The following is a 20,691-nucleotide window of genomic DNA, read 5'->3' on the forward strand; positions in this document are numbered from 1 at the left end:
ATTATACAATAAAAAATCAAAAACTCTCTATAGTAATTTTAGAAACTGTTGAAATTTTCTTCACAACTATTTGTGTTTTAATTTCTTCTTTTAAATAGGAAACATGAGATATTATACCTATTTGACGCCCATCAACACGCTGTAAATCAGCAATTTTTGGTATCACCATTTTTAAAGTATCCTCATCAAGACTTCCAAATCCTTCATCAAGAAAAAATGCCTCTATTTTAAGATCGCTATCTCTTATCATATCTGAAAGAGCTAAAGAAAGAGACAAAGACACAAGAAACCTCTCACCACCAGATAAAGTCTTAACACTACGAGTCATATTGCCATCCCTCTTGCTTCTAACCAAAAAATTAAAATCTCTACTACCCGTATTAATTTCAAGCTCAAAGTCAGGAAGAATAACGCCCAAATATTTTTTATTAGATATACTGAGAATTTCATCAATCAAAAAACTTTGAACATAATATTTTAAACTAGGAGAAACAGTAATAATTTTTTTTAAAACTTCTAATTTATCATTACGTTCATTTATATTGCTTAACTTATTCTTAATATTTTTCAAATTAATCTTCTGTGCATCAAGTTCTACTTTAAGGCTCTGCAAACTTGCAAAAGTCGCATCATACTTACTAATATCTCTAGAAAAAACTTCAATCTGAGACATAAAATTGGATTTTAATTTTAAAAAATGTTCTAAACTATTTTTACTAGGATTCAAAGAATCAAGAGAAAAAATAGGATCACTATCACAAAAACCATTTTGCATTACTAATTTAAAATCCAAAAAATTAGAAGTAAAATTATCTAGATCATCTTTAAGTTCTATCTTAAAATTTAATATAGTTTGTTTTATAAATTCAATTTGGCTCTCAAGTTTTAGTTTTTCATTGCTTATATTATCAAGACACAAATGCCATTTAACATGATCATTTTCTATGTCTCTTTTAGACATCAAAAATTTTTCAAACTCTCTCTCCAATAAAGTAGGATCATTTAAATTTATGTTTAAATTAATATTAGAAAGTAATTTTCTTATTTTAGCCAGATTTTCTTCAATTTCTACTTCTTTTAAAGAAATTTTAGTATTTAAATCATTAAGCATTGCTTTCAAATCTGCCACTTTTTTAAATTTACTTTCAAAAGTTGACATCTTACTCTTATCAGAATAATCTATGTATTTGTTGAATAAATTTTGGCCAACTCTCTTCAAAATTTCCGAATTATTTTTTTTAAAATTTAAAACACAACCTTCCCATCGAATCTTATTTTCCTTATTACGCAAAATATCCAATTTAAGAGTATCCAATTCAGATTGCAAAACCTGAAGCTTCGAATTTAATTCTAAAATAGAATTTAAATTATTAATTTTTAATTTTTCTTTTCCTTGATATACACTATACGCATCTTCAAGATATTTAAGATTTTTTATGTCTAATTCAACCGATTGCTTATTTTCACTAAGATGCTCCAAAAATTTTTCATACAAATCAATCTTCATATCTATATTAACTTGTGAAAAAGCATTATGTGACTTTAACAACAAAGTTAATCCATTTTTATATTTTAATATCGTTTCCTCATAAAACCCCTTTAATAACTTTAATGCCTCATAATAAACATACTTATCAAAATCAAATATTGTCTCTTGTAAAGCAATACTATTAATTGCAACATTTTTTTTTCTCTGTTCTTCTGACAACTTTTTTCTTTGAAATTCCAATTGTCTCTCTTTCAAAAGCAATTTATTATAAGCTTCCTCATCAAAATCTATTTCACAAAATAAGACATTTTCATAATATAATTCCTTTACATAATCAAAATTAAAATTATCTAAGTCCAAATATTTTAATTCTTCTAAATTTTTTTGAACTTTTAAAAATTCAAAAAAAAACTGATTCTTAGCATTTAACAGTTCACTGTGCCTCCTAACAAAATTTTTTAAATCCAAAAAATCATTAGAATGATAAAATTCAAGCTTTTGATCAAGTTCAGACTTGATCTTTGTCTGCAAAAAATACTCACGATCCAATTTTTCTCTACTAGCAAGTTTAAAAGACAAATCCAATTCTAAATTATCAATTCTATACTGAATATTTAAATAATTTCTATTAAATTTTATTAACTTTTCACAAATAACTATTAATTTATAAACATTTTCAAGATTTTTTCTCAAAACTTCTATATCAATTAAATTCAACAGTTCTTTTAATTCTTTGATTTTTTTTTTATTAATATTAATCTTGTTTTTTTCCTCAGTATCCAAAAACATTAATTTTTCTCGATTGAATTTCGTAAGCTCTAATTCTTTTTTTAAAAAAATCTCTATATTATCATACTTTTTTAAATTAAAAATATTATCAATTATTGCCGTCTTGCTCTTCGGATTTGAGGTTAAAAATTCCTGAAAATTCCCCTGAGGCAAAATAACAGTTTGACAAAACTGTTCAAAATCTAATCTACAAAGACTCTTTATATAAACCAAAACATCATCTCTATTTTCAATCAAATTTCCATTACTAAGGCAATTTAATATCATTCTTTTTGGTGTTTCTTTTTGTCTTACATGAAGTTCAATAAACGACTCATAGACCTCCTCAGAAACAGTAAAAGTAAGTTTTACATAAGCACTATCAAAACCCTTTGAAATGGAATCTGAAATATTTTTATCAAGTCTATAAATTCGTGCATAAAGAGCAAGTGTAATACAATCTAAAATTGTACTTTTCCCAGAACCCGTATTTCCAGAAATCAAAAAAATGCCAGACTTCTTTAAAACAGAAACATCAAAATTAATTTCATACTCACCTTTATAAGACGCAATATTTTCAAATACTAATTTATTTATCCTCATATTCCCCTGCTCTTCCCTTCAGCAACACCTCTTCAAAAAGAGCAATAAGTTCTTCTTCCTTAAATTTCTTTCCTCTCTTGAAACCACCCATAACATCTCTTTTCAATTTTTCTTGAAAAAAATATTTTTCATCTCTACTTAATACCTCATCTCTACCAAGCAATTTACGTTCTTTTTTAAAAGACTCTTCTCCTGAATTTTCTAAATGATAATAAATATCAAATATATTAATTAAACTTGATTTTGCCAAATTATAAATTTGTTCCTCAAATTCTGCATTCACTCTCTCATTAATTTCAATTTTCAAATAACAAATATAAGAAATTTCACTCTTAATCTTATGCAAATTATTCATCACTTCTTGAAACGAACCTTTCACAAAATATAGTTTGCCAAATATAGGAAGCAAAACCTTCTTTTGCTCAACTAATTTGTCATCACAAAAAAACAAGACGTTTACATATTTTTTAATATCTTCATCAAAAGAATACTGAATCGGCGAACCCGAATAAACTATATTATCTTGTAATTTCTTAAAATTATGAATATGCCCAAGTGCAACATAAGAAAAATCATTACCAAAAACACTAACAGGCAAAATAAGATTATCGCCAATAATATCAACACCACCACTAGAAAAAAAAGAATGTGCAATTAATATTTTAGGAATATCAAAATACTCTTCAGGAAGAGATTTAAGAATATTTGCTATCCGAGTTTGATAAGCTTTTTCACAACTATCAAGAAACACACTATTATTCAAATTTATATTTTGATAATCTAAATCTACAAGAAACCTTTCATTAACATAAGGCATACACACAACAATGAATTTAACAACACCATCATCTTTTAAAAAAACCAATTGACTAGAAATTTCATCGCCTGTAACTAAAAAAAAATTAAATTTTGAAAATATCTTTTTATTAATATTAAAATAATCTCTCTTATCATGATTTCCAGTAATCAGCACACACCACTTGCAAGATGTAAAAGACAATTCATAAAAAAAATCATTTATTAATTTCTGCTCTCCAAGTCCAGGCCTCTTTGAATCATAAATATCACCAGCAATAAGCAAAAGATCAATCTCTTCATGTATAATCAATTTCAACAAAAAATTTAAAAATTGCTGTTGCTCACCAATTCTAGCAAAATGCCCAATTTTTTTACCAATATGCCAATCAGATGTATGTAAAATTTTATAAGTGCTCATAAAATACCATGCTATTTTTATTGAAAAATTATAATAATTTATACATTATGTTATATTATATATATATAAGGGTTTTATGCAACAAAAGAAACTAATAATAGTAGAATCACCAACAAAAGCAGCAACGATCAAAAAGTATCTGGACAGCTCATTTTCAGTAGAAGCTTGTATAGGGCATATAAGAGATTTGCCAAACAGTGCTAAAGAAATACCTGCAGAATATAAAAAATTTGAATGGGCAAATCTCTCAATAGATTATCAAAATGATTTTAAACCACTCTATATTATTCCAAGTAATAAACAAAAGATTATTGAAAAACTGAAAAAACTCATAAAAGAACAAGATGAAATATATCTTGCAACTGACCAGGACAGAGAAGGTGAAACAATAGCATTTCACTTAAAAGAAGTATTAGAAATAAAAAACTATAGACGAATGGTATTTCATGAAATTACCAAAAGCGCAATAATAGATTCACTAAAAAACACAAGAGAAATTGACATGAATTTAGTTAATGCCGGGGAAGCAAGAAGAATACTAGATAGGCTTTATGGATATACTATTTCTCCTTTACTTTGGAAAAAGATTGCTTATGGACTTTCTGCTGGCAGAGTACAATCCGTAGGTCTTCAATTGATTATAGAAAAAGAAAAGTCAAGAATAAATTTCAAAAAAGCCAACTATTACTCAATTACACTTGAATGCAAACATAACAACAATGATATAAGACTTAACCCAACACTAGACAAGATTGATAATAAAAATATAGCTGAAAGTAAAGACTTTGAAAACGATACAGGAGCTTTACATGATTCTAACAAAACAATTCTAATAGACAAAATATTAATGAATACACTCACCAAAGAACTCAAACAAACAAACACAATTGAAGTAATTTCAATTGAAACAAAAGAAATAAAACAAATTCCGCCAAAACCATTCATCACATCATCTCTACAACAAGAAGTAAACAGACGATTAAAAATAGGGACAAAACAAATTATGAATTATGCTCAAAAACTATATGAAAGTGGCTACATAACTTATATTAGAACAGACTCTTATGAGATTGCAAAAACTGCAAAAGAAAAAATAAAAAATATTATAAAACAAAAATATGGTGAAGAATATATAGAACCAAATGCCAGAACATACACCAAAGCTAAAATGGCTCAAGATGCACATGAAGCCATCAGACCTTCTGAAATGTTCACTCCTCCTGAACAGATAAAAATTGCAAGCGAAACAGCAAAAGAAATATATAAAATAATATGGGATAGAACTATTGAATCTGTTATGAAAGATGCAATAAAAAAACTTGGAAAAATAACATTTAGATATAAAAATCTAACCTTTAAAGCTAATTTTATGAAACTCATTTTTGATGGTTTTCTAAGAAATAGTAAAGAACATTATGAAGACAGCACAATAAACTTTTCACTTATAAAAAAAGGGGATAAGTTCGTCATATTGGATGTAAAACCAGAACAACATGAAACAAAACCTCCATTAAGATATACAGAAGCATCACTTGTACAAAAGCTTGAAAAAGAAGGAATAGGTCGTCCTTCAACTTACTCAACAATCATATCAACACTATTTGAAAGAGGATACGTATTTAAACAAAATAACGCACTAGTACCAACAATAAAAGGAGCTGCTGTCATAAATCTCTTGCAAAAATATTTTCCAGTATTAATTGAACTGCAATTCACGTCTCATATGGAAGAAAATCTAGACAAAATCGCAGTAGGAACATTAGATAAAATAAAATATCTAAATAAGTTTTATAATGGAAAAGAAGGACTTAAAAACACAGTAACTAAAGTAGAACCTATTATCAGCCCTGAAGAATTTAGAATGGTGTATGAGTATAATAATGACAAAAAATTCAACTACAAAGTTAATATTGGAAAATTTGGACCATACTTAATTTTTAATGGAAACAATTATGCAATTAATTTAACTACGCCTCTAGAAAATTTATATAAAAAAGACGAAATGCAAAAAATAATCACAGAAAAAGAAATACAACCTAATATATTAGGAGTTGATCCTGTAACGGGACTTAACGTAATATATAAAAATTCAAAATATGGAGGCATTATTCAACTTGGAGAGGATGTTTATGAGTCACAAGGATTTACAAAAACAGGCAAGCCAAAAAAACCTAAAATCATTAAAGCTAAAAAAGCTTCAATAAAAAACATCGAATATGAAAATATCACTTTAGAAATTGCTCTACAACTACTCTCTCTCCCAAGAATAGTAGGAGAACATCCAAAAACCAATGAAAAAATAATTGCTACTACAGGTATGTTTGGAGATTATATCAAAACTGAAAACGATAGCATAATATGCCCACTAAAAAAAGGCATAAAAGCATACGAAATTACACTAGAAGAATCAATTAAATTACTAGATGCAAAACTCGCAAAAAATGGAATTATTGTAAAAATAATATCTCTATCTAAAAACAAAATTGGAAATAAAATATACATTTACAAACAAAATAATAAATTTTATGCTAAAATTAAAAGGAAAAAGGTCGATTTGCCTGTTGATATTGACCTTAATCAGATAGATGCAACTTATGTTTTTGGACTAATGTAGAATATGGATGATTTTGGGCTTCCCATTTATAAATATAAAGATGAATTAATCAAAAAATTAAATACAAATAGTGTCTTAATAGTAGAAAGTCCAACAGGAAGTGGAAAAACCACGCAAATACCAAGAATAATATACGAAGCAGGACTTGCAAAATTTGGTAAAATTGGTGTTACGCAACCAAGAAGAATAGCCACAATATCAATAGCAGAATACATTGCAAAACATATTGGTGTAAACCTTGGAGAAGAGGTAGGTTATAAAATAAGATTTCAAGAAGTCATAACTCCTAAAACAAAAATCAAATTAATGACTGATGGAGTTCTACTACAAGAACTCAAAAAAGATACACTACTTGATGAATATGATGTCATAATAATAGATGAAGCTCATGAGAGAAGCTTAAATATAGATTTCATATTAGGACTTCTTAAAGATATACTAAGAAAAAGAAAAAATGATTTCAAAGTTATAATTTCATCAGCCACAATAAATACAAAAGTATTTTCAAAATATTTTAATAATGCTCCAATACTTAGCATAGAAACAATTACTTATCCTGTACAAATAATCTATAATCCACCACTACTTAATACATCAAAATCAATGATACTCAAAATAAAAGAAATCATTAGCGGCATAATCAAAGAAAAAAAAGAAGGCGATATTCTTATATTTTTATCTGGAGAGAAAGAAATAAAAGAAACAATAAAAGAAATTCATGCATTGAATTTAAAACAAAATCTAATAGTATTACCATTATATGGTCGAATGGCAAAAGAAGCACAAGAACAAATATTTATGCCTACTCCGAAAAATAAAAGAAAAATCATAGTATCAACAAACATCGCAGAAACATCAATTACAATTGAGAATATTAAGATAGTAATTGACAGTGGTAAAGTTAAAACAAACAGATTTCAGATGAAAACACATACCTACTCACTACAAGAAGTACCTATTTCAAAATCATCTGCAACACAAAGAGCAGGAAGAGCAGGAAGGCTTTCAAAGGGTACATGTTACAGACTATACAAACGAGATGAATATCAATTAAGAGATGAATATCAAAAAGAAGAGATATACAGAACAGATCTCTCTGAAGTAATATTAAGAATGGCAGATATTGGTATTAAAAATTTTACAAAATTTGACTTTATTTCGAAACCATCAATAAAATCTATTCAAACGGCAAGCAACATATTAAAATCTCTAGATGCAATAAATGAAAAAAATGAACTTACAGAAATTGGAAAATATATGATAATTTTTCCCCTAATACCAATACATTCAAGGGCTTTAGTTGAAGCAATGATGCATTACCAACAAGCAATATATCCAACAACAATTGGATTAGCGTTCTTATCAACAAGTGGCATATTTTTATTACCTCAAAATGAAGAAATAGAAGCCAGACAAGCTCATCTTAAATATAAAAATCCTCTAGGGGATTTGATAGGATTTATCAATATATTTGAAGATTATAAAAAAGCCATCAACAAAGAAAATTTTGCAAAAGAAAATTATTTAGACTTACAAGGACTTGAAGAAATTGCCAATGTGCAAAGACAACTTGAAAATATTGTAAGTAGTTTTGACATACCAATCGTACATAAACATGAAATTGATCTCGAAGGATATTTAAAATCCATAATGAGAGGCATGAAAGATTATATTTGCTTTAAAACCTCAAAAAACAAATACAAAACAATAAAAGCTCAAAACGTAGTAATCCATCCTGGTTCACTTATTAACACAGATTCCGTAAAATATTTTGTTGCAGGAGAAATTATAGAAACAAGTAAAAGATATGCCAGATCAATTGGAGTACTTAAAAAAGAATGGCTTAATGAGATCCAATTAGAAGAAAATAAAAACTCTCAAACAACCACAAAACAACCACAAAATTCCTACAAAAAGGATATCTCAAAAAAAGAAAAGAAACATTTCTTAAAAAACGAAATAACAATTGCAGGAAAAAAATTTAGTATTCAAAATGAATATAAAAACCAATTAACATTTAGCTTAAAAGAAGTTAAACAATTAATTTCAAAAGGATTAAAAAATGAAGAAGAAAGAGCAATAAAAAACGTCATTGCAAAATTGACATATGAAAATTTAACAATATTCAAAAATAAAAAATTAATAGAAATAATGCGTATAGTAAATGGTATGGAATCAAATTGGACACTTATAAAAACATATGAAAATACAAATGCCAATATCAACGAAATTGATAAAATCAAAAACATCTTAGAATGTACTATGCATTTCATTCAACATCCCAATAAAAAGTCCGTCCTTTTTTTGTCACTAAGAAGTGATTATTCTGATAACTTTTGGCTAAAACCCCAAAAAAGCTTTATAGTAGCAATTGAAGAATCAATGGATAGTATCAAAAGCTTAATTGACAATAAAAACAATATTGCAAAACTCGTTTCTATCAAAAAAACAATAAATAAAGTTTATAAAAAATTAAATTTCTTTTTTTAAAAGATAAATAAACATTATTTAAGCTAGCATCATATTAAAAGTTGATCTAAACTTAAACTAACAAATAACATATTCATGGAGGTAATATATGCATAATTTAATGAAAAATATGCAAAATCTTGGAAAAGCAGTACAAACTCCTGCTGCTGTTTTACCAATTGCTGGTTTGTTACTAGGATTTGGATATCTTATAACATCAATGACACAACCTTCTGACATTCTAGAACACATTGGCAAATTAATGGAACAATCAGGAAGCGCTATTCTTGGTAATTTACCAATATTATTTGCAATCGGAACTGGAATGGGTTTATCTAAAAATAACAAAGCAGCTGCAGCACTCGGAGGAGCTGTAGGATATTTAATTTTAAATGCAGGATTATCTACATTTAAAATAATTATTAATGAAAAAACCGAATCTGTTAACATGTCTGTTCTAGGCGGTATTATTACAGGAATAAGTTCAGCCATGCTTAGCGACAAAGTAGTAAACTATAAAATACCACAATTTTTAGGATTTTTTTCAGGACAAAGACTAGTACCAATAGCTAATGGAATGCTCTCCGTAATACTTGCTATAATTTTTGGTTTTTTATGGGCACCAATACAAATAGCCATTAATCAAATTGGAATCTGGATGATAGAAGCTGGCAATTTGGGATTATTTGTATTTGGATTCTTAAATAGATTACTAATAATAACAGGACTACATCAACTATTAAATACTCTGGTATATTTTGTATTTGGTGAATATACCACAAGTGATGGGAATATAGTACAAGGAGAAATCACAAGATATTTAAATGGAGATCCAACAGCTGGAGGATTCACATCAGGAATGTATCCACCAATGTTATTTGGATTACCAGGTGCAGCTATTGCAATGTACTTAACATCTAAAAAAGAACGAAGAAAAGAAATAGGAGGCATTTTACTCTCAGCATCACTCACCTCATTTTTAACAGGAATCACAGAACCAATAGAATACACATTCATGTTAGTATCACCACTACTTTATCTAATACATGCTATTCTAACTGGTATATCATTAATCATTACTAACATATTTGAAATACGCATAGCATTTGCACTCTCAGCAGGAATAATAGATTATTTCTTAATGTTTCCAAAATCAACAAATGCACTGTTAATAATTCCAATAGGACTTATAATTGGCATTACTTACTTCACAATTTTTATTACATTAATTAAAGCATTTAATATAAAAACTCCTGGTCGGGAAGATGATGTTAATCAAGACACTACTAAATATACTTATAATATATCCCACAATGATAATCTTGAAGCAATTATTCAAGCTCTTGGAGGCATAAAAAATATAATAAATATTGATTCATGTTTGACACGACTCAGGGTAGACGTAAAATCTCCCTCATTAGTCAATCAAGATTTAATGCATAGTCTTGGAGCTAGTGGAACAATTATCACATCAGGAAATCAAGCCCAAATAATATTTGGTGCAAGATCTGAAGAAATTGCAAATTACATAAATCTAAAAATCAATAATAAAAAGAAATAAATTTTATTTATTTCTTTTTATTCAGATCAAAAGAATGCTATAATACTCAAAATAAAACCTCATGTCTTTAACATTATCTAAAATATTATTGACTTTGCTATTAATTAATCCTTCTGTTGCAACAAATAACACAGACAAAAACGATTTTGAAAAACTATATAAACTATACATGTTATACGACTTAAACAACAATCTACCAAAAGAACTTGAAACAATAAACGCAATTAAAAATTTAAACTTAGAATATTATTATTTACTCATGGCCAAATATCTACTTAAAATCAAAAAATATGAAGAAGCAAATAATTTTTTAAAAAAAATACAAACACCTAAAGACCAAAATACAAAAAATGAAATTTTATTATTAAAACTCAGACTTAATGAAGATAAAATAAGTGAGAAAGAAATTAATGATATTTTACAAAAATACAAAGAACTAGATATAAAAATAATTTACCTGTTATATAAAATTGCAAAAACAAAAAATGATGAAATATCTTTAAAAATAAAAAATATAATATTAAAAAACTATCCTAAAAGTATTTATTCTTATAAAATAAAAAGAAATGAATAAAAAAATTTTATTTGTAATAACATTAGTTTTCATATTAAATACATTATCAGCAGAAAAACTACCCTATCCAAACGAATTACAAACAAGATATGAAATAATCAAAGGTTCTTTTAAAGAAAGCAATTATGTCATTGTTAAGATTAAAAACAAAGATTTAAAGTTTACAATATCAAAACCTATCTATGATAAAAAAACGAATAACTATTACTTTAAAGGACAAACTACAAGTCAATTTTTAATTTCTAACAAAGTAGATATTGCAATTAATACCAGTCCATACACAATGAAAGGAACTATGTTTTATCCCAATGGTTTATATATATATGATAAAAAAATAATATTTAATGCAAAAAAAGATCAGGGATTAATTATAATAAAAAACAACAAAATAATATTAAATCCAAATCACGATGAAATTAAAAATTCTGATTATGGTTTTAGTGGTTTTTTTTCATTAATCAAAAATGGAAAATACACTAAAAATTTTAAAGACAATAAACATCCAAGAACAATAATAGGTACTGATACAGAAAATAAGCACTTATATCTAATTACAGTAGAAGGAAGAGGCACCAATAATAGCAAAGGAATTTCATTAAATGAAGCAATAGACTTATCATTAAGTTATGGTGTTGACAATTCTATTAATCTAGATGGTGGTGGTTCAAGCACGCTTGTAACAATAGTTAACAATCTTCCCTATAAGCTCAATGCCACATCCAATCTTTTTGGACAAGAGAGAATAGTACCTTTTCACTTAGGAATAAAACTACCTAATCTAGAAACTTCCAACCAATATTAATTCCCAAAGTAACTTCCGTAGTCAAGCAAGAAACACTACCCGCAGAAAAAGAAGTAGGTGAAATTGAAAGTATAAATAAAGGTCTAATATAGAGACCTTTGACTTCAGGAATAAAAAGATCTGTAGCAAATCCCAAAGATAAAAATACCAAATTTTGTCTTACAGAACTCAAATCGATCGTATATTTAATTCCAACAAGAGGAAATAATGTTCTGACATATTCTTTAAATACAATAGGATAAACTCCATAAAACCCAAAAGCAAAATATCTACTATGATGACTGGCTAAAAAAGCATCTTTGTAAGATATATCAAAAATAACATAATTAGCATCAAAGTATAAATTGAAATTTATTCCATTATCTACTCTACTATCATTTTCTAAAGATATATCCATATTACTTTTGCTAGTATAATTAGTAAATTGATAAGAAAAACCGCCTCCAAAAGATAATGGATATGCAAATATTAAATCACACAAAGGAAAAAATAAAAATAATAAAAAAACATATTTTTTCATTGATAATCCTTAAACTTTCTAAAAAGACATTATATTATTAATGCAGTTGTATATCAATAATATCTATAATAATATATAAATAATATTATGAAAATAAGATTATCATCCTTAATATTTATAATATTTCTAACATGCAAAACAAAACCAAAGATTCATTTAACACAAGAATTTAAATTGCCCAAAAGCAGTATCCTAGGATTTCCCCAAAAAGTGGGAATCATAACAAAAAATTATACTATTTTTAATAATACAATTCAAACACAAAATACTAATTATGATTATCTAACAATAATTAGAAAAGATGAAATAGTTAAAATTGAAAAAATAATGCAAGATACAGAACAACACGGAATTAAAGGTAAATGGATATTAGCAACATACAAAGGTCAAAAAGGATATATCTTTAGCACAGATATCAACATAATAGATAATATAATTATTGAATAAATTAATAACATAAATATGTTAGTTTTTTAACTAACATATTTACTATCTATTTTTCTTTTTATGTCTATTTTTTCTTCTCTTTTTCTTTCGCTTATGAGTAGATATTTTTTTTAATTTTCTTTTTCTTCCACAAGGCACGCCTCATATCTCCTTATTAAACAAAAATTAAATCCAAAATGTTCTTCAAATCATCATCTGGATGAAACCACAAAACATCAGGAAGCCTATCAAAAAAAGTCATTTGCCTTTTCACATATAAAAATGAATTTTTAACTATCAAATTCATTATATCACTTAACATAGAATAAGGTCTACTCCTCCACAATAAAAACTCACGATATCCTATTCCTTTAAAAGCTGGTGTTCTCTCATCATATCCTCTCCCCAGCAAGCTTTTAATCTCATCAAGCAACCCACAATTAATCATATTTTCCACTCTAGATACTATCCTAGCTCTCATCTCTTCCATAGGCCTTTTTAAGCCAATAGCTAAAATATTATCAAATATCTGCTCCTTTTGTAAAAACTTACTAATTGGAATACCCGTTTGATAATAAACTTCAAGTGATCTTTTAATTCTATAAATATCATTTTGATTAACTGACTCATATCTCTCAAAATCGACTCTCTTAAGCTCTTCTAAAAGATAATCTTTACCCATTGTAATAAAAAGATTATTGACATAAAGTCGCACTTCTTCAGAAATAGGAGGGGTACTAGGCAATCCATACCTTAAATGTTTAAAATAGAAAGCCGATCCCCCTACAAACACAGGAATTTTTTTTTGCTCCCTTAAATTCTCTATTATTTTACACGATTCCTTATAAAAAATTCCAAGATTATACTCGTAAATAGGTTCTAAAAAATCTACCAAATGATGCTTTATATGAGATCGCAATTCAATACTAGGCTTACAAGATGCAATATCAAATTCCTTATAAACTTGAATAGAATCGACATTAATTACTTCTGCTATACCTTTGGGAAAATGAAAGAGAATGTCACTCTTCCCTACTGCTGTAGGACCAAATATAAAAACTATCTTATTTCTCTTCAATTGAATATACAAATCGCTTTGTAAAGATATCATTAAAAGCTTGACTTACCACTCTCTCATCAGAAATACTATGTTCTGCCAAAGAAATTTGATCAATAATCTGATCTGTGCGAACTATTACTGCCATCACAAGCTCATAATAGTTACCATCAAAATCTTGTATTTTTTTCAACGGGATTCTCATTCCTTTTAAACCTCCTTAATTTATTTAACATGTAAATTTCTTTTCTCTATTTCATTTTTTATCAACTCAAAAACTTTATTTGCAGACTGATCTGTCGTATCAACTATAAAGTCAGCTACATCTAAATAATTATCAACATCTATATTATACGCAGATAAATACCTCTTAGAATCATTATAATCTCTATTAAAAGTACTCATTAAAATATCAGAATACATACCACCTTCTCTGTTGATTATTCTCTCCGCCCGAATTTCTATCTTAGCATAAAGATATATCTTTAAATCGGCATCCTTTGAAAGCCAAATAGCAAGACGAGACGCAAGAACTGTATTATCTTCTTTTGAGAGTTCTAATAATTTACTATCAAGATATTCATCCCAATAATAATCATTTCTGCCAATAATTTCTTGCTCATAAAATGTATCAAAGGGTATATCCCTCTCCCTAGCAATATCATGAAAAGTATAATTAATGAGCTTTAAACCATAATGCTTTGCAAGCATTCCACTAACAGTTGTATTTCCACAACCACTTTTGCTAGAAATGGCTATTCTCATTCAATATTCCTCAGATGTTCCTTTATTTTTTCTAAATTTAATTTCATCTTCAAAACTAAATTCCTAATATCAAGATCAATTGCTTTATTGCTCATCGTTGTGACCTCTCTATGCATCTCCTGAGCAATAAACTCCAAAATTTTCCCAGATACCTCATGTTCAAGATTTTTATAAAAATTATTTATATGTGAATATAATCTTATTATTTCTTCATTAATATCTAATCGAATTGACATCTTAGCAGCCTCTTCTGCAACATTGACATCACTAAAATCATCCATTAATTTTAATAAATTTTCTTTGATACTTAAAAAAAGTTTATTATTGATATTGCCATGAGCCTCTTGTAAAAATTTTAAATCCTTCTCTATTAACGCAAGAATTGAAATTATGTCTTGTTTAATATTTTCACCTTCAAAAATTCTACTCTTATTATAATTTAATAACGTTTCTTCCAAAACTTCTTTAAAAGCATTATAGATTATTGACTGATCCACATCCCCATCATCAACAATCAAAGCCCCTCGCAAAGATAAAAAGTCACCAAGACTCAATTCATCTTTAATATTTAAATTACTATTCTGCAATAAACTATCCCTAAGACGCGTAATAGCATTAACATAATGAAGATTTAAATTAAAATTAACATTTGGCACTATTTCCTTATAACCTACATATAAAAAAACATTACCTCTCCTTACATAAGTTGAAATAAAATTTCTTATATCAAGTTCATAAGCATATAAAACTTCAGGTAATTTAAATTTAAATTCTAAAAATTTACCATTATAAGATTTCAAATTAACACTAAACATATAATTTGAAATAGCTTTTTCTAAGTGAAAAAATCCTGTCATACTTTTCATTTAAAATACCTTTATAAAAAATCATGTAAAATAAAATTATTACCAGCTCCCATTGTAACAAATAAATCATTTCTCTTTAATAAATTTCTTATAAAATCAACAGAATCGACCACCTCTTTAAAAAAATATACATTCTGATTTAATGCTCTTAAAGACAAAAACAAATTTCTAGAAAGCTCATTAGGATCACAATCTTCTCTAACTGAAAGATATATATTATGCAAAATTAATACATCAATATTACTTAAAACTTTAACAAATTCATCAAAGAGAACTTTTGTTCTTGTAAATGTATGTGGCATAAAATCTAAAACAATACGTCTGCCATTATAAAATTTTTTAAGTCCCAAAAGAGTACTCTCAATTTCTTTTGGATGATGAGCATAATCATCAAGATATATAATACCATCTCTTTCCATAATAAATTCCATTCTTCTTTTAATGCCCATATACTCTTTAGCTATAATTTTTACTCTAGCATCAAAATTTAAAACTAATTTTTTATGCTCTTTCAAAAATAACTTTAAAGCCAAAAGTGCTATTGAAAAATTTAAAACATTATGATTTAAAGGGGTTTTAAGTTTAATATCAACAATTCCCAAAAAATCAAATTTTAAAAATTTGTCTATAATTTCGAAACGCTCAATTTTAAAATCAGCCAGAGAACTAAATCCAACACTAAATACCCTAATATCTTTTCTAACAATCTTATTTTTAATATTAAGTAAATTAACTTCATCAGCATTTATTATCAATATCCCATCTTTTTTCAAGTTATTGATATACTGTAAAAAAATATTTTCAACCTCTTCATAACTTTTAAAAAAGTCAACATGCTCATAATCAATATTGGTTAAAACAATCATATCTGGCAAAAAGTGCAAAAAATGACCCTTATACTCACAGGTCTCTGCAATAAATACATTGCTTTGCCCAACAAGACTAGACTTACCTTCTAAATTTTTAACACTAGAACCCAAGATCAAATTAGGTTCCAAGCCTAAACTATGAAACAAGATACCTAAAAATGCCGATGTAGTGGTTTTACCGTGAGAACCTGCAACTCCAATGCTATAATACTTTTTAGAAATTTCTCCAATAATTTCAGGATAAGAAAAAATCGGAATACCAAGTTCACGAGCTTCCAATAAAACAGGCAAACTATCCCTATCATAAGCTGATGAATATATTAAAGCATCATAAGATCTATTATGCATTTTCAACGAAAATTCATAAATATTTTCATAATAAATTATATTTTTGCTATTTAATATATCTTCAGTCTGGAACTTCAAAGAAACATCAACACCCTCCACCAAATATCCCTTATCACTCAAAAAACAAGCAAGTGAACAAAGTCCAGAACCTTTAATGCCTACTAAAAAGATATTACTTAAATTATCCAAATCAAAACTCATTTTTTTTATCTAAATTGCCCTTTTTTTCATAAAATCTATGTATGATAACATCAATACCAGATATGTTAATTATCGTATATTTAAGCACATTGTTAATAATATAGTCTCTAAGCATTTCAGCATCATCAAGTAAATTACTCCCAAGTGGAATATCTAAGAAGAGTTTAAAAGAATAACTTCCCTGAATCTTTCTTATCTTTAAATTATAGACAATGTAATCTTTATTATATTCAGAGACACAATGTTCAATAACTTGTCTTACAGCATTTTTAGAAACAGATACTCCCCCCCCATCATCATGGAAATTAGGCTTTACAATAGAACGAATATAATTTCTTTTCTTTGATAACAACCCTTTACGTTTAAAAAAAACTCGAATTGAATCTAACAATAAATTTGGCTTAATAGATGTTATCTCAAAAGCAGCTGCTGGAACAACATGTTCGCCCATCTGTCGTGAAATTCTTGCCTTTTCTATTTCTTTTTGAGTAGAAATATCTGTTATATAAATAATCTTAGAAGAACTTGGCAAAAAAAGTCTAGATGTTATTTTATCTATCATTCGAACACTTGTTCCCAATATCAATATTTTATTAAAATTTTCTTTGCGAAGAGCCTCAACAATCTCATTCCTATGAGTATCATCCTCAAAAATAGATCGCCTTATTGCGTCAAACACATTATTCTCAAATTTAGCGGAACTTCCCGCAATAATCTTCATATTTTTTATTAAAACACCATCATCAATAATTAAAGGAATAGAATACTTATCCGCAATTAAATGGGATCTAAAGCTCTTTCCAGTACCAGCAACACCCACTAAAGAATAAACCCTAATTTTAATAAATTTATGTTTAATAGCAATTGAAATATCCTTAACTGCACCTAAAGCATTCTTAAATGTAAATTTCTTAAATAAATTCTTTAAAGTCATAAACACCAAAAATATTATTTATCTGTTCCACAAAATCTGAACCAGGTTCAACAAAAAATTCATTTCTTAAAAAGAAAGACTGATTAAATTTTATCAAAAAAGAATGTAAAAAGTAATTATTTTTCTTAAATTTAGAATCATATTTCATATCATTAATCAAAGCATGCTTATGAAAAGCACACTGCGCTCTTATTTGATGTGTAAATCCTGTTTTAATTGACACTTCAGCAAGTGTTGCATATTTAGACACCAAAATGGGTTTAACATCAGTTATAGCATTATACTTATTTAGATTATCATCTACATTCTCCATAACAAAAGTTTTTTTTACAATTTTATCTCGATACAAGAAATTTTTATAAGTCAAAGACTTTTTAATCTCACCATCAAGTAAAGCCAAATATTTTTTTGTAACAAAACCATTACTAAATGCATTACTTAGAATCCTTGCAGAATTTATATTTTTCGCAAAAACAATAAGACCTGAAGTATTTCTATCCAATCTATGTACAGCTGAAGGTTTAAAACTAAGAGAGCCAAGATTTTCATCTAAAAGATAAGCATTAATCAAAACATCAAGTGAACACTTACTTCCATGAACCAAAATTCCTCTTTTTTTATTAATTACAAGTAAATCCTCATCCTCATAGACTATTCTACTCTCTACATCTCGCGATATAGCAGCCTCATCTTTAATTGTAATATTATTTAAATTAAAACCTTGTATTAAAGGTTTATACAAATAAATTTTATCATCTTTAAAAACCCGTTGTGAAAAAGAAACCTTTAAATTGTTTAAACGAATATCACCATTTCTAATATGTTTTATTACCTTTGATTTAGGAAATTTTAGAAATTTTATCAAAACTACATCAAGTCTCTTACCATCATCATTATTTAAAACACTAATAACATTATACTTTCCAACGCTTTTAATATCCCCAAACAGCATACAACTAAATTTTACTACATTTTTGACAAATAAAATTAACTATCAAAAATGAACACACAGAAATGAAAAATGAAGGAACAATAGGATGAAAATGATAAATACTTTTTTTGTCACAAAAAATGATAAGCAAATAACTCAAAAGCCCTAAAAATTGAGAAACAAAAGCCGATATTTTACTTACAAAATTAAAATAAAGACCAAAAACAATAATAGAAAAAAATGAAACTTCTAAAGCACCAATTGCAAAAATATTTATAAAAAACAAAAAATCAGGTGGGGTTAAAGATAACCAGACTATTATTAATACAAAACAAACATTAGAAATAATGGTAATCCTTTTTATTCCTATTTTATCTTTAACATTTTTATTTAATGACAATATTGCCTTAACTAAAGTAGAAGACAATAAAAGAAGACCTGAATCTATTGTAGACATTATAGCTGATAAGAGCCCTACAAAAAAAAACACAAATACATTGGGATTTAATACTTCCAATGCCACATTTAAAATAACTTTATCATTTATTTCTAATTTAGGAAAAATAACAAGCGAAAAAAAACCTATTAGATGCATAATAACAACTAAAAATCCTATTACAAAAGTAACAATAGGAAGAGAACATCTAATTGCTATTACATCTTTAAACGCTATAAAATTATTAACAAATTGTGGTAAACCTAATATCCCAACTCCTATTAATATCCAAAAAGAAATTATATATCCCATATTTAAATCCAAATTTGATGGCAATAACAACTCCTCTTTAAGTCCTAATTGAGCCATCTTAAAAAGATTACTAATACCATCTCCCAAATCAATTAATTTTGAAAATAATAGCACAGAAGCTATGATCATTAAAATTCCCTGTATCAAATCCATATATGCTATCATTCTAAATCCTCCAAAACATACATATACAAAGACAAATAGAGAAAAGAAAATAAGAGCATCAATATAACTAATTTGAAAAAAAACCTCTAAAAGTTTAGCTCCTCCCATAAGTTGAGCTGAAATCATAAATAAAGAAAAAAAAATCAATATAAAACTACTAATTAAAACTAACGAACGACTAAGATATCTATATCCAATATAATCAATAATGTTTATGGCATTAATTTTTTTAGACTCCAAATTTAACTTCTCCCCAACAATAACAAATGAAATTAAACTCGTAGGAATTTGAATAACTGCTAAGAATATAAAAGACAACCCATATTTATAAACAGCCGAAGGGCCTGAAATAAAGCTACTAGCACTAACATAACTAGATGCAACAACTAATGCCATTACAAAAAAATTTAAACCACGATTTGCAAGAAAGTAATTACGCAAAAATGCTTTTTCTTCATTTGCTCCTCTAAACAAAAAACCAAACAAGCAATATAAAACCACAAAGACCAAAAATAAAACAAATGCTTTAATCATTTCTAAAAACAATTACAAAAATGCACACCAACAATAAACTAAGAATAGGAAAAAAAATACATGATAAAAAAAACCAAACAGGAATATTAAATATAAAAATACAAAAACAAGATAAACAAGCCGCAATACACCACCAAATAAACAAAAATAAATATATAAAACTTGCAACAAATACCTTATTTATCAATTACAATCCTTTTAAAATATTAAATACAATGTTATACAATATTG

18 protein-coding genes are annotated in these 20,691 nt (G+C 27.0%); 6 read left to right on the plus strand and 12 right to left on the minus strand.

All coding sequences use genetic code 11. The features are described from left to right. Positions 1–16: 16 nt before the first annotated feature. Both U881_RS0103430 and sbcD read right to left on the minus strand, forming a co-directional pair. On the minus strand, positions 17–2,860 hold the full coding sequence (locus U881_RS0103430) for an AAA family ATPase (RefSeq protein WP_024653223.1): 2,844 nt from the start codon (positions 2,858–2,860) through the stop codon (positions 17–19). Beyond that, complete coding sequence (gene sbcD, locus U881_RS0103435) at positions 2,847–4,076, minus strand: exonuclease subunit SbcD (RefSeq protein WP_024653224.1); 1,230 nt, start codon at positions 4,074–4,076, stop codon at positions 2,847–2,849. The genes U881_RS0103430 and sbcD overlap by 14 nt, the downstream gene beginning before the upstream one ends. A gap of 76 nt (positions 4,077–4,152) precedes the next feature. On the opposite strand from sbcD, the gene topA reads away from it, so the two are divergent. From topA to U881_RS0103460, 5 genes are all read left to right on the plus strand, one after another. Next, entirely contained in the window at positions 4,153–6,690 is a 2,538-nt protein-coding gene (topA, locus tag U881_RS0103440) for a type I DNA topoisomerase (RefSeq protein ID WP_024653225.1), read from the plus strand. A 3-nt stretch (positions 6,691–6,693) separates the two neighbouring features. Beyond that, positions 6,694–9,180, plus strand: coding sequence for a helicase-related protein (locus tag U881_RS0103445; protein ID WP_024653226.1), 2,487 nt, complete (start codon positions 6,694–6,696; stop codon positions 9,178–9,180). A gap of 88 nt (positions 9,181–9,268) precedes the next feature. Beyond that, positions 9,269–10,720, plus strand: coding sequence for a PTS transporter subunit EIIC (locus U881_RS0103450; RefSeq protein ID WP_024653227.1), 1,452 nt, complete (start codon positions 9,269–9,271; stop codon positions 10,718–10,720). Positions 10,721–10,781: 61 nt separating this feature from the next. Then, positions 10,782–11,294: a hypothetical protein gene (locus U881_RS0103455; RefSeq protein WP_024653228.1), complete on the plus strand. Its 513-nt coding sequence runs from the start codon at positions 10,782–10,784 to the stop codon at positions 11,292–11,294. Continuing rightward, a complete protein-coding gene (locus U881_RS0103460) occupies positions 11,287–12,096 on the plus strand; it encodes a phosphodiester glycosidase family protein (RefSeq protein ID WP_024653229.1) in 810 nt (269 codons plus the stop codon). Before U881_RS0103455 ends, U881_RS0103460 begins: the two co-directional genes overlap by 8 nt. Here the strand turns inward: U881_RS0103460 and U881_RS0103465 are convergent. Continuing rightward, positions 12,068–12,616 (minus strand): TDE1717 family outer membrane beta-barrel protein, encoded by a 549-nt coding sequence (locus tag U881_RS0103465; protein WP_024653230.1) that lies wholly within the window; start codon positions 12,614–12,616, stop codon positions 12,068–12,070. The two genes, U881_RS0103460 and U881_RS0103465, sit on opposite strands and share 29 nt — an antisense overlap. Before the next feature lie 87 nt (positions 12,617–12,703). Here U881_RS0103465 and U881_RS0103470 point away from each other — a divergent pair, with 87 nt between their 5' ends. Then, positions 12,704–13,063, plus strand: coding sequence for a hypothetical protein (locus U881_RS0103470; protein ID WP_024653231.1), 360 nt, complete (start codon positions 12,704–12,706; stop codon positions 13,061–13,063). A 154-nt stretch (positions 13,064–13,217) separates the two neighbouring features. On the opposite strand, the gene miaA is transcribed toward U881_RS0103470, so the two are convergent. The 9 genes from miaA to U881_RS11895 are packed head-to-tail and all read right to left on the minus strand — an operon-like array spanning position 13,218 to position 20,647. After that, positions 13,218–14,120: a tRNA (adenosine(37)-N6)-dimethylallyltransferase MiaA gene (gene miaA, locus U881_RS0103480; protein ID WP_024653232.1), complete on the minus strand. Its 903-nt coding sequence runs from the start codon at positions 14,118–14,120 to the stop codon at positions 13,218–13,220. Then, on the minus strand, positions 14,107–14,304 hold the full coding sequence (locus tag U881_RS0103485) for a DNA-directed RNA polymerase subunit omega (protein ID WP_024653233.1): 198 nt from the start codon (positions 14,302–14,304) through the stop codon (positions 14,107–14,109). Before U881_RS0103485 ends, miaA begins: the two co-directional genes overlap by 14 nt. A gap of 20 nt (positions 14,305–14,324) precedes the next feature. Next, positions 14,325–14,864 (minus strand): (d)CMP kinase, encoded by a 540-nt coding sequence (gene cmk, locus U881_RS0103490; protein WP_024653234.1) that lies wholly within the window; start codon positions 14,862–14,864, stop codon positions 14,325–14,327. Next, positions 14,861–15,730 (minus strand): YicC/YloC family endoribonuclease, encoded by an 870-nt coding sequence (locus U881_RS0103495; RefSeq protein ID WP_024653235.1) that lies wholly within the window; start codon positions 15,728–15,730, stop codon positions 14,861–14,863. The genes cmk and U881_RS0103495 overlap by 4 nt, the downstream gene beginning before the upstream one ends. 11 nt (positions 15,731–15,741) lie before the next feature. Beyond that, complete coding sequence (gene murC, locus U881_RS0103500; RefSeq protein ID WP_024653236.1) at positions 15,742–17,148, minus strand: UDP-N-acetylmuramate--L-alanine ligase; 1,407 nt, start codon at positions 17,146–17,148, stop codon at positions 15,742–15,744. Next, positions 17,138–18,082: a hypothetical protein gene (locus U881_RS0103505; protein ID WP_038363601.1), complete on the minus strand. Its 945-nt coding sequence runs from the start codon at positions 18,080–18,082 to the stop codon at positions 17,138–17,140. Before U881_RS0103505 ends, murC begins: the two co-directional genes overlap by 11 nt. Next, positions 18,060–19,034, minus strand: coding sequence for a pseudouridine synthase family protein (locus U881_RS0103510; protein WP_024653238.1), 975 nt, complete (start codon positions 19,032–19,034; stop codon positions 18,060–18,062). Before U881_RS0103510 ends, U881_RS0103505 begins: the two co-directional genes overlap by 23 nt. Before the next feature lie 4 nt (positions 19,035–19,038). Beyond that, entirely contained in the window at positions 19,039–20,460 is a 1,422-nt protein-coding gene (panF, locus tag U881_RS0103515) for a sodium/pantothenate symporter (protein WP_024653239.1), read from the minus strand. After that, on the minus strand, positions 20,453–20,647 hold the full coding sequence (locus U881_RS11895) for a DUF997 family protein (RefSeq protein ID WP_084538423.1): 195 nt from the start codon (positions 20,645–20,647) through the stop codon (positions 20,453–20,455). Before U881_RS11895 ends, panF begins: the two co-directional genes overlap by 8 nt. Between the last annotated feature and the right edge of the window lie 44 nt (positions 20,648–20,691).

This window comes from Borrelia persica No12 (genome assembly GCF_000500045.1).
GTDB lineage: Bacteria > Spirochaetota > Spirochaetia > Borreliales > Borreliaceae > Borrelia > Borrelia persica.

Coding starts and splice junctions, on each gene's coding strand:
- U881_RS0103430 (WP_024653223.1), bottom strand. CDS start 2,860: ATGAGGATAAATAAATTAGTATTTGAAAATATTGCGTCTTATAAAGGT.
- sbcD (WP_024653224.1), bottom strand. CDS start 4,076: ATGAGCACTTATAAAATTTTACATACATCTGATTGGCATATTGGTAAA.
- topA (WP_024653225.1), top strand. CDS start 4,153: ATGCAACAAAAGAAACTAATAATAGTAGAATCACCAACAAAAGCAGCA.
- U881_RS0103445 (WP_024653226.1), top strand. CDS start 6,694: ATGGATGATTTTGGGCTTCCCATTTATAAATATAAAGATGAATTAATC.
- U881_RS0103450 (WP_024653227.1), top strand. CDS start 9,269: ATGCATAATTTAATGAAAAATATGCAAAATCTTGGAAAAGCAGTACAA.
- U881_RS0103455 (WP_024653228.1), top strand. CDS start 10,782: ATGTCTTTAACATTATCTAAAATATTATTGACTTTGCTATTAATTAAT.
- U881_RS0103460 (WP_024653229.1), top strand. CDS start 11,287: ATGAATAAAAAAATTTTATTTGTAATAACATTAGTTTTCATATTAAAT.
- U881_RS0103465 (WP_024653230.1), bottom strand. CDS start 12,616: ATGAAAAAATATGTTTTTTTATTATTTTTATTTTTTCCTTTGTGTGAT.
- U881_RS0103470 (WP_024653231.1), top strand. CDS start 12,704: ATGAAAATAAGATTATCATCCTTAATATTTATAATATTTCTAACATGC.
- U881_RS0103485 (WP_024653233.1), bottom strand. CDS start 14,304: ATGAGAATCCCGTTGAAAAAAATACAAGATTTTGATGGTAACTATTAT.
- cmk (WP_024653234.1), bottom strand. CDS start 14,864: ATGAGAATAGCCATTTCTAGCAAAAGTGGTTGTGGAAATACAACTGTT.
- U881_RS0103495 (WP_024653235.1), bottom strand. CDS start 15,730: ATGAAAAGTATGACAGGATTTTTTCACTTAGAAAAAGCTATTTCAAAT.
- murC (WP_024653236.1), bottom strand. CDS start 17,148: ATGAGTTTTGATTTGGATAATTTAAGTAATATCTTTTTAGTAGGCATT.
- U881_RS0103505 (WP_038363601.1), bottom strand. CDS start 18,082: ATGACTTTAAAGAATTTATTTAAGAAATTTACATTTAAGAATGCTTTA.
- U881_RS0103510 (WP_024653238.1), bottom strand. CDS start 19,034: ATGCTGTTTGGGGATATTAAAAGCGTTGGAAAGTATAATGTTATTAGT.
- panF (WP_024653239.1), bottom strand. CDS start 20,460: ATGATTAAAGCATTTGTTTTATTTTTGGTCTTTGTGGTTTTATATTGC.